Source organism: Oleiagrimonas soli (genome assembly GCF_000761445.1).
GTDB classification, from domain to species: domain Bacteria; phylum Pseudomonadota; class Gammaproteobacteria; order Xanthomonadales; family Rhodanobacteraceae; genus Oleiagrimonas; species Oleiagrimonas soli.
On the sequence record NZ_KN196470.1, the window covers coordinates 2,353,776 to 2,367,683 of the forward strand.

The following is a 13,908-nucleotide window of genomic DNA, read 5'->3' on the forward strand; positions in this document are numbered from 1 at the left end:
TCCGGCCTTCCTCGCCATCACGGCTTCGATGGACGCAAGGCGCTCACCACCGTGCCGTTGGCATCCAACATGCGGATCGACGGCGTACCGTCGGCGGCGACCTCGAGCACGATCCGCGGATGCCCGCGCCGATCGTTCAAGCCCAACGAGACGCCGCCGTCGGGTGCGCGCGCCATGACCAGCCGCTTGCTCGGAGACGGATGGCTGGCCTGGAACGCATGCAGGGCAGCCTCGCGTTGCACGTCCGACATGCCGCGCATGCGCTGCATCAACGCGACGATTTCAGTGATCGGATACGTCGGGCGGTCGATCAGCTCCAGCCCGGCGGTGCGCTTGCCGTCGACATCGCTGGCATCGATGGTGAACACCTGATCCTGCATGTACTGGTCGAAGCTCAGATGTCCCCAGGACTTCACTTTGCCGTTCTTGTCCGTGTAACCACCAAAGATCAGCCCTCCGTTCTCGGTGCCTTCGTTGTTGTAGAACAGCATGCCGGCGGTCGGGCGATCGTGCGCGTAGTGCTTACCCCGGACGATGAGTCCGGGGAAACGCGCCTGATCGGAGATCACCATGCGCAAGGTACCGTCCGGCTCCACCACATCGATGCGGTGCACCGTCAACGCATCGAACGTCGCCCGCTGCGGCGCGCCGACGAAACCGCTGAGCAACGCGGCCACCACCAGCAGCGTGAGCACGCCGGCATAGATGGCCAGCAGACGCTGGCCGTACATCGGCTTCATGGTCTTCTCCCGAGACATCCGCACAGTGCGCGCGCCGCATGGGGCACGGCCTGGCGGAGCATACCCCGACGCCGCATCCGCGGCATGTCCCGCACCGCATCGCCAGACGCGAAAAGGCCCCGCATGCGGGGCCTTTTCAGATGCATATATTCGCGGAACTCGCCTACGAGGCTTTCTTGCGCGCGGTCTTGCGCGCGGGAGCCGCCGGAGCGGCAGCCGCCGCCGTGCTCTTGCCCTTGCGCGGACGCGTATTGCCGTGCGAACCGCGATAGATCTTGCCCTTGCGGGTACGCTTGTCGCCCTTGCCCATGTGCAGTGCTCCTTGGTGGTGAACGAACACGGTCATGGTAGTGCTTCGCACCGCACAACGCATCACCCCGCGGAGGGGGCGTTCAGTGCGCGTGATGCAAGGCGTGGGAACGGTAGACCAGGCGCAAGTTGCACACATGCGCGGAGGCGACGAGCAGGCCGCCGCAAGTCACCATCACACTGTGCACGGCCGTGTGCGCCGACAAGTCGACGACGGTCACGCCCAGCACCAGCAGCAGCAGCCCCGGCACGGCCAGCATCAGCGGCCAGCGCTGTCCGTGCTTGCGGCGACCGGTCACCAGCGTGATCGTGGCGAGCGTGGCCGCGAAGAGCACGAAGCCGCGCTCGAAGGCGTGATCGGCCAGGAACTCCAGCCCGACCAGCGGCAGCAGCGCGATGACGAACGGCAGCAGCGCACAATGCACCGCACACAGGAACGAGGCCGCGGCGCCCAGACGGTCGGCCACGAGCCACCAGCCGCCCGATTTGACGGGGGCTTCACGGATCGCGGGATTCTCATGCTGCATGGCCATCGTCTCCGAAGCGACCGCTGCACGGCCTACACCGCCCGGGACGCATGCGTCTCGGCGAGTACGGGCCGTTTCGGCAACGGAACGCAGATCAACAAAAATACTCAGGCAGAGTATTTACTCTGCTGCTGTTACATTATAACGTAGACCCCGTGCCAAGGCACTCCCCGTGCCTGCAACATGTATCGGTCGTTCCCCAAAACCAGGCATCGGTACAGGCACCCATCGGCGGGGCACTCCTCTCTCTCCCCGCTTCCGCCGATCCAGGGCGTGGCAGTTCGCTGCCACGCCCTCTTTCATGGGCAGGCAGGCTCAAAGAGAACATGGGATGCCGCAATGCGCGGACTCAGGACTCGCGGCAGTCCTTGCACACGCCGTGCACTTCCAGCGTCTGGTCCTGCGGCGTGAAGCCAAGCGCATCGGCTTGCGCCGTGATCAGTTCGGCCACGCGGCCGTCGCACACCTCGACCGCGCTGTCGCACTTGTCGCAGATCAGGAACGGCACCTGATGCGACTGCGCCGGATGCGGACAGTGCACGTAGGCGTTGACGGATTCGAGCTTGTGGATAAAGCCGTGCTGGAGCAGGAAATCCAACGCGCGATAGACCGTGGGCGGCGCGGCGTTGCCGTGACGTTCGCGCAGACGGTCGAGCAGATCGTAGGCCTTGGCCGGCTTCTCGGAAGCGGCGACCAGCTCCAGCACTTCCCGACGCAGCGGCGTCAACCGCAAGCCGCGCTCGCGACTGGCGCGCACGACCTGCTCCACGAAATGCTCGGCATCGTGGTCATGGTGATGCGGCTTGTGCGAGAAAACAGTCATCGGATGCGCAGCGGCTTGTCGTGACGCCATCGTATCACTGCGACGGCGGAGGCTCGTCATCCGATGTGGGGCGCACGCGGCGCGAAGGCAAGGCCCACAGGATCAGCAGTCCCAGCGGTCCGATGACGAGACTGATGAAGATGCCGGTCCAGAAACGCCCGCGCCACCAGCCGACGATGGCGCCGAGCACCGCGCTGACCAGCGTGAACCACAGCAGCGCCGTCCACGGCAGCATCGCCATCAGGTTGTGGAAGATGTGCCAGGCGGCATCCGGCGCGGACAGGTCCACGCCACGGGTCGCGCGTTGCAGCAGCTCACCCATGACGCTGTCCGCGCACGATCATCCGGCGCGGCTGATCGCCAGCGCGTGCTCCACGCGACGGATCGCCTCGTCGCGACCGGCAAGATAGATCGTGTGATCGATCGACGGCGACACCTGGGTGCCGGTCAGCGCCACGCGCAGCGGCTGCGCGACCTTGCCCATGCCCAGCTCCAGCCGTTCGGCGATCCGCTGCACCAGTTCATGGATCGGCTCCGGCTGCCAGGCATCGAGCGTACGCAGACCGTCGCGCGCCGCCTCCAGCACGGCCGACGCCGTGGCCGACTTCAGGTGCTTGGCCACGGCCTTGTCGTCCCACTCGGCAATCGGTGCGTACCAGACGCGCGCGCGCTCGGCCATGTCCTTGAGCGTCTGCACGCGATCGCACAGCGCCGGCACCACTTCCGCCGGCGCGGGGCCGGTCGACGGATCGATGCCGATGCGGCGCAGATGCCATTCGAGCTCGGGGGCGATGCGGGCCGGATCCTCGTTCTTCAGGTACTGCTGGTTCAGCCAGCCCAGCTTGGCCATGTCGAAACGCGCCGCCGAGGCGTTGACGTCGGCGATGTCGAACAGACGGACCATCTCCTCGATCGAGAAGATTTCCTGATCGCCGTGCGACCAGCCCAGACGCACCAGATAGTTCAACAGCGCATGCGGCAGGTAGCCGTCCTCGCGGTACTGCATCACGCCGACGGCGCCGTGGCGCTTGGACAGCTTCTGGCCGTCCTCGCCGAGGATCATCGGCAGATGCGCGAAGGTCGGTACCGGCGCGCCGAGCGCTTCGTACACGTTGATCTGGCGCGGCGTGTTGTTGACGTGATCGTCGCCGCGGATCACCTCGGTAATGCCCATGTCGAGGTCGTCCACGACCACGGCGAAGTTGTAGGTCGGAAAACCGTCGGAGCGGAACAGCACGAAATCGTCCAGCTCGGTGTTGGACCACTCGATGCGGCCCTTGACCTTGTCGTGGAACACCACCGACCCGCTCTGCGGGTTCTTGAAGCGGATCACGCGGTGGGGATCGTCGCGATACGGCTCGTTGCGGTCGCGGTAGTAGCCGTTGTAGCGCGGCTTCTCGCCCTTCGCCCGCGCGGCCTCGCGCATGGCGTCGATCTCCTGCGGCGTCTCGTAGGCGTAATACGCCTTGCCGGCCGCGAGCAACTGCTCGGCGACTTCGCGATACCGATCCAGACGCTCGGTCTGGTAGAACGGACCCTCGTCGGCGTCCAGGCCCAGCCAGCGCATGCCGTCCAGAATCGCTTGTACCGCCTCGTCGGTCGAACGCTCGCGGTCCGTGTCCTCGACGCGCAGCACGAAACTGCCGCCGTGATGGCGAGCCTCGAGCCAGCAGTACAGCGCCGTACGGGCGCCGCCAATATGCAGGAAACCGGTCGGACTGGGGGCGAATCGGGTGCGCACGCTCATGATCGCAAAAGGCCTCGGAACAAGCCCGTCAGGATACCAGACCGCGCGCCGCTCGCGTTCGCGTGCCCTACTTCACATGCACGGTGATCTTGCGCGAGAGCAACGGCGTCGCGAACGGCACATGGCGGCTGTCGGCAAGCTCCAGTTGCAGCGTGTGCGTCCCCGGCGACAAGGTCAGCACGGTCTCGGTCTGGCCGCCGCCGAAGTGCCGATGATGGGCGTCGGCAGGAATCGCCTGTCCGGCCGCGGGCAGCGTTTTCACGTCGATCAGCAGATGATGATGCCCGGTATCGGCCCGCTCCACGCCAGCCGGCGCCACCCCCATGCCGCGCAGACCGAAGCGCACGGTAAAGGTCCGCGGCACCGTGGCGCCATCGCGCGGCGACACGATGTAGACCTTTGCATCGCTCGGCCGCGTGGTGGCCTGCAGCACGGGTTGCGCCGCCATGGCCGCGGTACATGCCGTGGTCAGAATCGCTAGCAGGAAAGCTCGTTTCATCGTACCCCTCCGTCGAACGCTGGCCGTGGACGACTCCCTTTCTGGGACAAATTCACGCCGCTGTCCAGTCGTCGGCATTGACCCACGCGCAAATAAGGCCACAATGTGCAGCTGATCGCTTGGCCGCCGCCGATTTCCGCGGCCATTCGCAGGGGGAATTTCATTGAAGACTTTCTACACCATCGCCTTGTCGGGACTCTCCGAGACCGACGCCAAGCAGGTTTTTGCCGCCATCGAGTCGCCCAAGCTCGGCAAATGGAGCCCGTCCGAGGGCGGCAGCAGCGATCTGCTGATCATCGATGTCGATAGTGTCTGGGGCCACATGGACTGGCTGCGCGCCGTCGCCGAGGATCGCCTGTGCGCCGCGTACACCGAACAGTCTTCCATGCGCGACTGCGACCTGCTGCTGCAGAAGCCGCTGAATAGCGACAAGTTGATCCAGATGCTGCTGGATGTGCAGAACGGCGCTCCCGCCGCTCGCAAGCCGGAACCGGCCAAGCATCAGGCGGCGAGCGCGCCGCCGACGCCGAAGCCGGAAGCCAAGGCCGTACCGCAGGCGCCTGCCCCGATGCCCACGCCGGCCGAGAAACCGGCCCCGGCACCCGCTGTGGCTCCGGCGCCGGTCGCCGCCTCACCGGCCGCGCCGGCCAAGACCGCGCCGAAACCCGCCGCACCGGTGCAGGCCACCGAAACGGTCAAACCCGCGCCGGCACAACCGGCGCGCGACGAAACGCTGGGCACGCTGCTGCTGGACGGCGCCATCACCGACATGGTGCTGGTCGAGGGCGCGGCAGGCGACGCGAAGCTGGCCATCGACCCGATCAACAACATCTACCGTGCGCCGCCGCAGCTGAAGTCGATCGAGAAGCTGCTGGACGTGCCTGCCAGCCGCATCCGCCCGGTCAGCGCACAGGACGCCGCCGTGCAGCATGCCGGTCCCGAGCAGCCGATCGTGCGCCTGCTGTGGTTCGCCGCGCTGTGCGCGAGCCATGGCGAACTGGCGCCGCATCTGGATCCGGCTTCGACCTGGCGTCTGACGCGCTGGCCGCAGATCGAACGCGAATTCCCGCGCCACTTCCGCATCGCCACGGCGATGATGAAGCAGCCGGCCACGCTGGAAGAGATCGCCGACGCCGCCAAGTCGCCGGTCGGTGACGTCGCCGGCTTCATCAACGCCTACTACGTGGCGGGCTACGTGGCCCCCGAAGGCGCTGCCGAACCGACCGACAACTCGACCTCGAACGTGCTTGGCCGTCTGCGTCGCTCGTTCTCGCGCAACGCCCGCGAAGCCTCGGCCTGAACTTCGTCCAACGTCGATCCGGATCGTCCGGCGCGTGTCGCCCGCCTAGCGGGCGACTTCACCGACAACCTCGACGCGGCGGTTGGGCGCCAGACAACGCACCAGCGGCACACGCTGCGTGTTCGTGCACGTGACCAGCGGATCCTGTTCGCCGCGTCCCTGCGCCTGGATGATGGCATCGGCAACTCCTTCGCCGACCAGGTAATCGCGCACGCTCTGCGCACGCTTGCGCGAAAGATCGAGGTTGTAGGTCGCCGACCCGATGCGATCGGTATAGCCGGTGACCTGCATGCGGCTGACCCGACCATACTGTCGAATGCGATCCAGCATCGCATCGAGCTGATGCTGCCCGGTCGGTGTCAGCCGTGTGGCGTCGAACCCGAACAGCGTGTCGGTCGAGAACGTGAAACGCTGCACCGGCTCGGGCGCCGGCTCGGGATGGCGTGCAGCCGCCACCGGCGCCGGCTCGGCGATCAGGTCGGCGCAGCTGGCAGGCTTCCAGTAGAAGCTCTGCGCGATATCGTGCTTGTCGAACAGGATCTTGTACTCGCACGTCACGAACGGATGTTCGCCGTTGCGCACGCGGAAGTTGAACAAGTAATCCCATTCGCGCACGCCCCACACGCCTTCATGGAAATGCGGAGGACCGAACATCGTGTACAGCTGATGCTTGGTCATGCCCGGCGCCATCGCGCGCAGGTTCTCCACGTTCGGAAAGGTGCCGCCCTTGACCATCGCGTCGGCCGGATCGGGAAACACCAAATGCTGCGCGCTCCTACCGTCGGTCGCGATGCCTTTGCTGACTGTGCCGCAACCATACAGTCCGAGACACGCTGCACACGCCAACAGCGACCACGCGATGCGCCATCGCACGCTTACCTTCCGCAGCGGCCTGGCGATATCTCGCGAATGTCGAAGTGCGCGCCCGCTCACCACTGGATCCCCGCGCCGACGGACATGCCGGTGTCTCCGCGCGTGTTGGCGGTGCCGCTGAGCTTGTAGACCCAGCGTCCGTTGTCGGAAATCATCGAAACGCCGACCGCGATGCTGGACTCGCCATGGAAGCTGCCCGCGGCGACCGATGCCATGTTGCGCCCGGGCAGATAGGCCTGCGGCAGACCGGCCATCGCCATCGCCGACGCCACGCCCGCCTGGGCGTGCTGGTTGACCCGGCTGAGGCGATCGTTGAAGCCGGCGACCTGCTGATCGGTGTACTGGTTGGCCCAGCTCACCGCCTGATCGATGCCGTTGTTGAGCTGACTGACATTGACGGCGTCGGTCGGCGCGGTGCCCGCGGCGACGTTGTGGATCGTGGTCGTGCCGCCGTTCGGTCCGCCGAGCGTGACGTTGCTGTAATCGACCTGGTTCTGCGTCGTGGTGTCGTAGCGCACCGTGCCCTGGGTCGACGCCTGCAACTGCTCGACGTTGACCGCGTCGGTGGCTTCGGTGCCGGCGGCGACATGGGTGATCTGGCGTTCGTTGCCGTCGGCGCCGACCGATACCGTGTTGTCGCGGTCGGCGACGGAACCCGCACCCAGCGCAACGGCGTTGGACGCGCTGGCCGTCGCGCCGTTGCCCACCGCGGTGCTGTCGCTACCCGAGGCCGTGGCGCCGGAACCGCCGGCAGCGGAGTTGTCGCCCGAGGCGTTCGGTGGCGGCAGGCCGTTGCTGTTGTTGACCACGAACGGGCCGCTCACGGTACCGCCGCTGCTGAGATTCTGGATGTAGTTGTACAGGCGAATGTTGCTGTAGATGTTGCCAGTGTCCTGGGTCCAGTAGTACAACTGCGCACCGTTGATGGCATCGGTGCTGACGGCCGTGATCGCGCCGGGCGCAAGGTTGGTCACCAGCACGGCCGCGCCGCCGCTGTTGAGGGTCACTTGCGAACGCGTGATGTCGTCGTAGGTCACCGCCAGATCACTCAGACCAGTGATCTTGTTGTCCACGGCGCGGAGCTGACGCACGTTGACGGCGTCGGTATCCGCCGTGCCGCCGGCGACGTTGGTGATCTGCCGCTCGGCGCCCGAGGCGCCAACCGAGACCGCGCCTTCGGCCGGAATCGCCGCACCGCTGAACAGCTCCACGCCGGCGCCGGTGCGGTCCGCCACGGAACCGCTGCCCAGCGCCACGCCGCCGACCACCGAGGCCGTGGCGCCGTTGCCGAACGCCAGCGCACCGGTCGCGCTGGACTGCGCGCTGATCCCCATGGCCACGGCGCCATCGCCGATGGCGCTGTTGGTCTGACCGATGGCAATCGCGCCGTTACCGGTGGCAGTGTTGTCCATGCCCAGTGCGACGGCGCCATCGCCGGTCGCGACATTGGGGTCGCCGATCGACACGGCCCCGTTGCCGTCGGCAATATTGCCGGCACCGAGCGAAACCGACTGCCCGCCTCGCGCCGTGGCCGTACTGCCGATGGCGATCGCGTTGACGGTTTCAGCCTGCGCGCCGCTGCCCGCGGCCATACTTCCGTCGCCGGTCGCCACGGCGTCGCCGCCGATAGCCACGCTGCCCACACCGACGGCCTGCGAATCCGCGGCCGTGGAATGCGCGTGGAAATACATGATGCCGGCACCGTTGCTGATGTTGTCGATGCGGCTGTTGACGTTGGTCAGCGAACCGTCCAGAGCGGCAAACGCGTCGGTGACGTTGTTGTAGGTCGACGTGGTTCCGTTGCCGCTGCCGTCGATGCTGGTGATGACGAAGCTCGGTGCCGTCCACATACCGGTAGCCGAGTCGTAGGCCGTGGTGCCGCCGAGATACTGCGCAACGGTGCTGTTGGTGTCGTATAGCTGGCTGCCGTTGATGGCGTCCGCACTCGTGCTGTCGACCGTGCCCGCCGCCAGGTTGTGGATGCTCACCGGCGCACCGCTGCCGTCGCCGACCAGAGTCACCGAATTGCTCGGATTGCCCGTGCCGTCGTCGTCGTACAGGACGGCGAGGCTGGTGGCAGCGTCGACCGACGAAATCGCGGTGCGCAGCTGCAGCACGTTGACCGCGTCGTAATCCTGCTGACCGGCGGCCAGATGCGTGATCTGGCGGTTGTAGCCGTCCGCGCCAATCGACACCGCACCGGCCGAATCCTGCGCCATGCCGATCAGACCGAAGGCATCGGTATACCCGCTCGCCGGCGCGCGACTGGCGACCGAGCCGTAGCCCAGCGCGACGCTGTTGGGCTGAGTGGAACTGGCATTGGCGCCGAGGATGGTCTGTGCGTTGGCCGTGCCGTTGGCGTTGTCGCCGATCACCACCGAATGGCCGAGACGGCTCTGGTAATCCGAATCCGGTACGCCCATCGGGTCGGTGACGCTGTCGCGATTGCCGTCGCCCGGAAACACGGTGTTGGCGTCCACCGACGCCAGCGAATGACGCGCGTCGGTGCCGATGACCACTTCCTCGGAGCCGTTCGCATAGGCACCGTCGCCGATCAGCACCTGATTGTTCTGCGCGGCATTGACGCCCCAGCACGGCACGTCGACGCCGACCAGACCGCCGATGTCGGCGTTCAGGCAGCTGTCGGACCAGGCCGGATCGGAGCTGTTGATGATGCCGCCGTTGGTGGCGCCGTTGTTGATATTGGTGATGTAGCTGTCCGAGGTCACGCCGCCCAGCAACGTCAGATGCTGGTTGGCTCCGGTGCCGAACACCGTGCCGTCGGCGGCGGTCAGCGTGTTCTCCACGCTGATCGGAACCGTGACCGGAAGGCCCAGCACGGTGATCGTGACGCCGCCGCCATATGCGGTGGTGACGTTGTCCTTTGACAGCTTCAGGGCGCCCGACTCGTAGTACGGATTGTTCGGATCGAGCAAGGCCGTGGTCACCGGATCGATGGCGCCGCCGGTGGCGCCGGTCAAGCCTCCGGTGCCGATCACCAGACCCGGCGCTGGCGATTCCGGCGGCGGCGGCCTGCGGGAATCTCCGACCGGCAGCGCCGTCGGCGTCACCGCGAGCAGTGTGGCGCCGAAAGATGCCGCCGTCGGCGTGCCCGTCATGGCAAACGATGACGTGGACGGCGACGCGTCCGCGCGGGTGTCTGCCACGACCTTCGCGGTCGATACAGCCGTAGGTTCCAGCGTCTGCGAAGACAGCGACGAAGGCGTCGTCGCGGAAGAAGCCAGCACACGCGCATCGCCCACGTCGAAGGTGACCGGCATGCCGACGAAACGCCACTGCAACGAGAAGGGTCCCCACAACGGCGCGGCATGCACATCCGCAAGCAAGCGGGCTGGCTCGAGCGCTGGATGCGTCTCGTCTTCGCCCTCGCTCAACGCTTGCTTACCGGCATCGGTGCGGGCCACCTGCCGCATGTGCGATTGCGGATGACGAATCTGCGCGGTTTCCTGGCGATTGTGTCGCCGCTCCGCGCGTACGGTCTGCAAGGCGGCGTAACCAGGCATGCCGGCCAGACTGCGCGTCGAGGACGCGGCTCGCGCCGCCAGCGCGGCGCGGATATCGGCATCACCCGCAAGCGTGAGATGTCCAGGAGCGGCATCATCATCGCTCTGCGCGGCGGACGATACCTGCGATGAAGAAGGGCCGTCCTTGGCCATGGCTGCGTTCACGAAACCCATCACAAGGACGGGCGCCAGTGTCACAGCGAGTCCCAATCGCACAACACGCCATCGCCATCTTCCCTGTGCGACGCACGCGCAACTCTTCCGGGGAAATTCCACGACACGTCGTGCGTGTCGCGCGAGCGTGCGCCAAGCTTGGCCGATCCGCCCGTCAAGCATCCTGCCTATCTCATCCATGATGCCCCCTTGCCTCGAGTCAACGGACCGTCATGGTCCGTATCCGACTGTCGGCGGCATCACGCCGTTACACTTGCTTAGGAACGGCGCGAACCGTCTTCAGCCTTACACGCCGCTTCCTGCGACGTGCGCCGGACGAACCGGCCTTCAGGTGTATTGGATACTCGGGGACAGGTAGGGAGTGCGCGATTCCGGCAAAGATGCCTTGCGCACCTTCAGGGTCTCGCTCGGCAGTTCGCCGAACAGTTGGCGGTAGCTTTCAGCGAAGCGCGAGAGGTCCCACAAACCGCATTCCAATGCGATTGCGCGCACTGTGTTGTGCTCCGGTTGAGCCTCGCTCAGGAGCCTTCTCGCCTCGCACAAACGCAGCGTGGAGAGGTAGTGATTAGGAGAAATTCCTAGAAACTCTTCAAAGATGTAGCGCAGATTGCGCTCGCTCGCCGAGCCGGCGTCGCACAGATCGCGCAGGCGGATTTCATGGCGCAGATTGGCCGCGATGAAGTTCTCGACGCGGCGCAGCACCAGATAGTGCGAATGGCGCGTGCGGGACGTATCCGGCACGCCGGGGAACAGCGAAGCGACATCGGCGAACAGATGCGACTTCAGATTCTCCAGCATCGCCTTCAGATTGATGTCGTGGCGCTGCTCGATGAAGCGCAGGCGCATGCAGTCGAAGGCGCTGCGCAGGCGCTCGCCGGCTTCCGAATCCTGGTCCGGGAGCAGACGCTGCAGACGACGCGAAGTCGATTCCGCGTAGTGGTCGAGTCGCGTCAACTCGCGGCGCAGGTGCGCACCCGAGGAAACCAGCAGACTCCAGCTGGTGCCCTCGCCCAGCCGCAGTTCGCCGCGGCTGCCCGGCATGCCGACCAGCACCATGCCGGTTTCGAGCTTTTCGCCGCCGACCCAGCTCGACTCGCCCGCTTCATGCACGTAGGCGATCAGGAAGCGGTCTTCCGGCAGACGAAAACGCGTGCGCAGAGGGAAGTCGTAGCGGGCGCTGCACAGTACGGTGTCGCCATACTCGTCGGAGCCGAACACCGCGCGCATGGGCGCGGGCGTCAGCGGCGTGACGGCCATGCCGCACACGCGAAGCAGACTGCCCAACGCGTGAAGATCCGGATCGCGCATGTCCCTGCGCCACTCGTTGCTCATGATGGCGTTCATGTCGCGCTCCCGTTGCCGTTCGCGCGCGCTGCGATCATGCAACGCTTTCCTGTGGAATCAGCCTCCGACATGCGCCCTCCCCGAGATTCGCCCAGTCGCCACCCCCGCAAGGGATGCGTGGCGACCCACTCTTCCGGTCCGTGACGAACGAGAAACGCCCGCCGCGATACATCGTCGCACAACGAACCGTATTCATTCCTAGCACTTACCGTTGTCCAGCTCAAGGGCGACACGCATGAAGACGATTGCATGCCGTCCTGCGGGCCGTCGCCTACCCCCCGATACGCGACGATCCGGATGTCACTTGCCGCGCGACGACTCAGGCCACCCGTTCGGAACGGGTCAGCAGCGCCAGCACGTCGGCCAATTTGTCGCGCATCTCGCGGCGGTCGACGATCATGTCCAACGCGCCATGTTCCAGCAGGAATTCCGAACGCTGGAAGCCTTCCGGCAGCGTCTCGCGCACCGTCTGCTCGATGACGCGGGGACCGGCAAAGCCGATCAGCGCCTTCGGTTCGCCGATGTTGAGATCGCCCAGCATCGCGAAGCTGGCCGACACGCCGCCCGTGGTCGGATGCGTCAGCACCGAGATGTACGGCACGCCGGCCGCGCGCAGACGACCCAGCGCGGCGGACGTCTTGGCCATCTGCATCAGCGAGAACAGGCCTTCCTGCATGCGCGCGCCGCCGGTGGCCGTGAAGCACACGAAGGGAATGCGCTCGGCCAGCGCGCGTTCCGCAGCGCGAGTGAACTTCTCGCCGACCACCGAACCCATCGAGCCGCCCATGTAGCGGAACTCGAACGACGCGGCCATCAGCGGTCGCGACTTCAGCAGGCCGCGCATGACGATCAGCGCGTCCTTCTCGCCGGTCGCCTTCTGCGCGGCGACAATACGGTCGCGATACTTCTTGGAATCCTTGAACTTCAGCGGATCGGTTGGCTCCAGATCCGCGAACAGCTCGGCGCAGGTGCCTTCGTCCAACAGCGCCTGCAGTCGCGTGCGCGCAGCGATCGCGTGATGATGGCCGCACTTCGGGCAGACCATCAGCTGACGCTCCAACTCGGGCCGGTACACCACCGCACCGCATCCCTTGCACTTCTCCCACACGCCCTCCGGCACCTTGCTCTTTCCGTTGCCGTTGCCGGAATCGGTGCGGATGCGCGGATTCATCAATTTCTGCAGCCAGTTCATCTTCGCTCTCCGGGATGCCTGCGCACCCGTTCAACACGTTGTCCACCGCAGGAATCATCGATCCAGCGCGGCGCGGATCGGCTTCAGGAACGCTCGCACCCGTTGCTCGACCTGCGCGGCGTCCGTGGCTCCGGCCAGCGACTCGACCAACGCGCTGCCGATCACCACGGCATCGGCAAAGGCCGCGATGGCCCGCGCGCTGTCGGCGTCCCTCACCCCAAAACCGACGGCTACCGGCGCCCGCGAACGCTGTCGGATATCCGCCACGCGCTCGGCGATGGCGTCCACCGACAGGCGGGCCGCACCGGTAATTCCCGCAAACGACACATAGTACAGGAAACCTTCGGCCAGCTCGCATGCCCGCTGCAGGCGGGCATCGGCGGTAGTCGGCGCGGTCAGCAGGATGCGTCGCAGGCCGGCTTCGCGCAGTGGCGCGGCGGTGGCGTCCTCCTCGATCGGGCAATCGACCAGCAGCACGCCGTCCACACCCGCCGCGGCCGCCGCGGTCGCGAAACGCTCCACGCCCATGATCTCGACCGGGTTGAGATAGCCCATCAACACCACGGGCGTTTCCGCATCGTCGCGCCGGAAGGCGCGCACCCAGTCGAGAACCTCCGCCACGCCGACGCCATGACGCAGCGCGCGCTCGCTGGCGTGCTGGATCACCGGACCGTCGGCCATCGGATCGGAGAACGGCATGCCGAGTTCGATCACGTCAGCGCCGGCGGCGACCAGCGCATGCATGGTCGGCACGGTCAGTTCCGGGGCCGGATCGCCAGCGGTGATGAACGGCACGAGGCCGGTGCGTCCATTCGCTTTCAACGCAGCGAATCGGCGATCGAGACGGTGGTCGGAT

At 66.3% G+C, this 13,908-nt stretch carries 14 protein-coding genes; 2 read left to right on the plus strand and 12 right to left on the minus strand.

What is annotated here, in order from left to right; translation table 11 throughout:
• Positions 1-17 precede the first annotated feature (17 nt).
• From LF63_RS10420 to LF63_RS10445, 7 genes are all read right to left on the minus strand, one after another.
• Positions 18-740: a hypothetical protein gene (locus LF63_RS10420; protein WP_043101587.1), complete on the minus strand. Its 723-nt coding sequence runs from the start codon at positions 738-740 to the stop codon at positions 18-20.
• Positions 741-903: 163 nt separating this feature from the next.
• Positions 904-1,086, minus strand: a complete 183-nt coding sequence (locus LF63_RS15570) for a 30S ribosomal protein THX (protein WP_235205306.1) — start codon at positions 1,084-1,086, stop codon at positions 904-906.
• 46 nt (positions 1,087-1,132) lie between these two features.
• Positions 1,133-1,576 (minus strand): MerC domain-containing protein, encoded by a 444-nt coding sequence (locus LF63_RS10425; protein WP_052395234.1) that lies wholly within the window; start codon positions 1,574-1,576, stop codon positions 1,133-1,135.
• Positions 1,577-1,925: 349 nt separating this feature from the next.
• On the minus strand, positions 1,926-2,399 hold the full coding sequence (locus LF63_RS10430) for a transcriptional repressor (RefSeq protein ID WP_152569313.1): 474 nt from the start codon (positions 2,397-2,399) through the stop codon (positions 1,926-1,928).
• 34 nt (positions 2,400-2,433) lie between these two features.
• Entirely contained in the window at positions 2,434-2,721 is a 288-nt protein-coding gene (locus tag LF63_RS10435; RefSeq protein WP_043101591.1) for a hypothetical protein, read from the minus strand.
• Between the two features lie 18 nt (positions 2,722-2,739).
• Entirely contained in the window at positions 2,740-4,146 is a 1,407-nt protein-coding gene (gltX, locus tag LF63_RS10440) for a glutamate--tRNA ligase (RefSeq protein ID WP_043101592.1), read from the minus strand.
• 67 nt (positions 4,147-4,213) lie between these two features.
• The gene (locus LF63_RS10445) at positions 4,214-4,645 is read right to left on the minus strand and encodes a DUF4399 domain-containing protein (protein WP_043101594.1); all 432 of its coding nucleotides are present in this window, start codon (positions 4,643-4,645) and stop codon (positions 4,214-4,216) included.
• Between the two features lie 163 nt (positions 4,646-4,808).
• On the opposite strand from LF63_RS10445, the gene LF63_RS16155 reads away from it, so the two are divergent.
• Positions 4,809-5,945 (plus strand): hypothetical protein, encoded by a 1,137-nt coding sequence (locus tag LF63_RS16155; protein WP_052394963.1) that lies wholly within the window; start codon positions 4,809-4,811, stop codon positions 5,943-5,945.
• A 45-nt stretch (positions 5,946-5,990) separates the two neighbouring features.
• Here the strand turns inward: LF63_RS16155 and LF63_RS10455 are convergent, their stop codons facing one another.
• Together LF63_RS10455 and LF63_RS10460 are read right to left on the minus strand one after the other, a co-directional pair.
• A complete protein-coding gene (locus tag LF63_RS10455) occupies positions 5,991-6,704 on the minus strand; it encodes an OmpA family protein (protein WP_235205370.1) in 714 nt (237 codons plus the stop codon).
• A gap of 170 nt (positions 6,705-6,874) precedes the next feature.
• Complete coding sequence (locus LF63_RS10460; RefSeq protein ID WP_052394966.1) at positions 6,875-10,120, minus strand: YadA family autotransporter adhesin; 3,246 nt, start codon at positions 10,118-10,120, stop codon at positions 6,875-6,877.
• A 27-nt stretch (positions 10,121-10,147) separates the two neighbouring features.
• Here LF63_RS10460 and LF63_RS10465 point away from each other — a divergent pair, with 27 nt between their 5' ends.
• Entirely contained in the window at positions 10,148-10,474 is a 327-nt protein-coding gene (locus LF63_RS10465; RefSeq protein WP_043101595.1) for a hypothetical protein, read from the plus strand.
• Positions 10,475-10,843: 369 nt separating this feature from the next.
• On the opposite strand, the gene LF63_RS15290 is transcribed toward LF63_RS10465, so the two are convergent.
• From LF63_RS15290 to trpA, 3 genes are all read right to left on the minus strand, one after another.
• The gene (locus LF63_RS15290; RefSeq protein WP_152569314.1) at positions 10,844-11,860 is read right to left on the minus strand and encodes a helix-turn-helix domain-containing protein; all 1,017 of its coding nucleotides are present in this window, start codon (positions 11,858-11,860) and stop codon (positions 10,844-10,846) included.
• Between the two features lie 319 nt (positions 11,861-12,179).
• Entirely contained in the window at positions 12,180-13,052 is an 873-nt protein-coding gene (gene accD, locus LF63_RS10475) for an acetyl-CoA carboxylase, carboxyltransferase subunit beta (protein WP_043101596.1), read from the minus strand.
• A 54-nt stretch (positions 13,053-13,106) separates the two neighbouring features.
• Positions 13,107-13,874 carry a tryptophan synthase subunit alpha gene (gene trpA / locus LF63_RS10480; protein ID WP_221265648.1) on the minus strand — a complete coding sequence of 256 codons (768 nt, stop codon included), beginning with the start codon at positions 13,872-13,874 and terminating at the stop codon, positions 13,107-13,109.
• Positions 13,875-13,908 lie beyond the last annotated feature (34 nt).

Coding starts and splice junctions, on each gene's coding strand:
- LF63_RS10465 (WP_043101595.1), top strand. CDS start 10,148: ATGCACATCCGCAAGCAAGCGGGCTGGCTCGAGCGCTGGATGCGTCTC.
- LF63_RS10425 (WP_052395234.1), bottom strand. CDS start 1,576: ATGCAGCATGAGAATCCCGCGATCCGTGAAGCCCCCGTCAAATCGGGC.
- LF63_RS10420 (WP_043101587.1), bottom strand. CDS start 740: ATGAAGCCGATGTACGGCCAGCGTCTGCTGGCCATCTATGCCGGCGTG.
- accD (WP_043101596.1), bottom strand. CDS start 13,052: ATGAACTGGCTGCAGAAATTGATGAATCCGCGCATCCGCACCGATTCC.
- LF63_RS15290 (WP_152569314.1), bottom strand. CDS start 11,860: ATGAACGCCATCATGAGCAACGAGTGGCGCAGGGACATGCGCGATCCG.
- LF63_RS10445 (WP_043101594.1), bottom strand. CDS start 4,645: ATGAAACGAGCTTTCCTGCTAGCGATTCTGACCACGGCATGTACCGCG.
- LF63_RS15570 (WP_235205306.1), bottom strand. CDS start 1,086: ATGACCGTGTTCGTTCACCACCAAGGAGCACTGCACATGGGCAAGGGC.
- LF63_RS10435 (WP_043101591.1), bottom strand. CDS start 2,721: ATGGGTGAGCTGCTGCAACGCGCGACCCGTGGCGTGGACCTGTCCGCG.
- LF63_RS10430 (WP_152569313.1), bottom strand. CDS start 2,399: ATGACTGTTTTCTCGCACAAGCCGCATCACCATGACCACGATGCCGAG.
- gltX (WP_043101592.1), bottom strand. CDS start 4,146: ATGAGCGTGCGCACCCGATTCGCCCCCAGTCCGACCGGTTTCCTGCAT.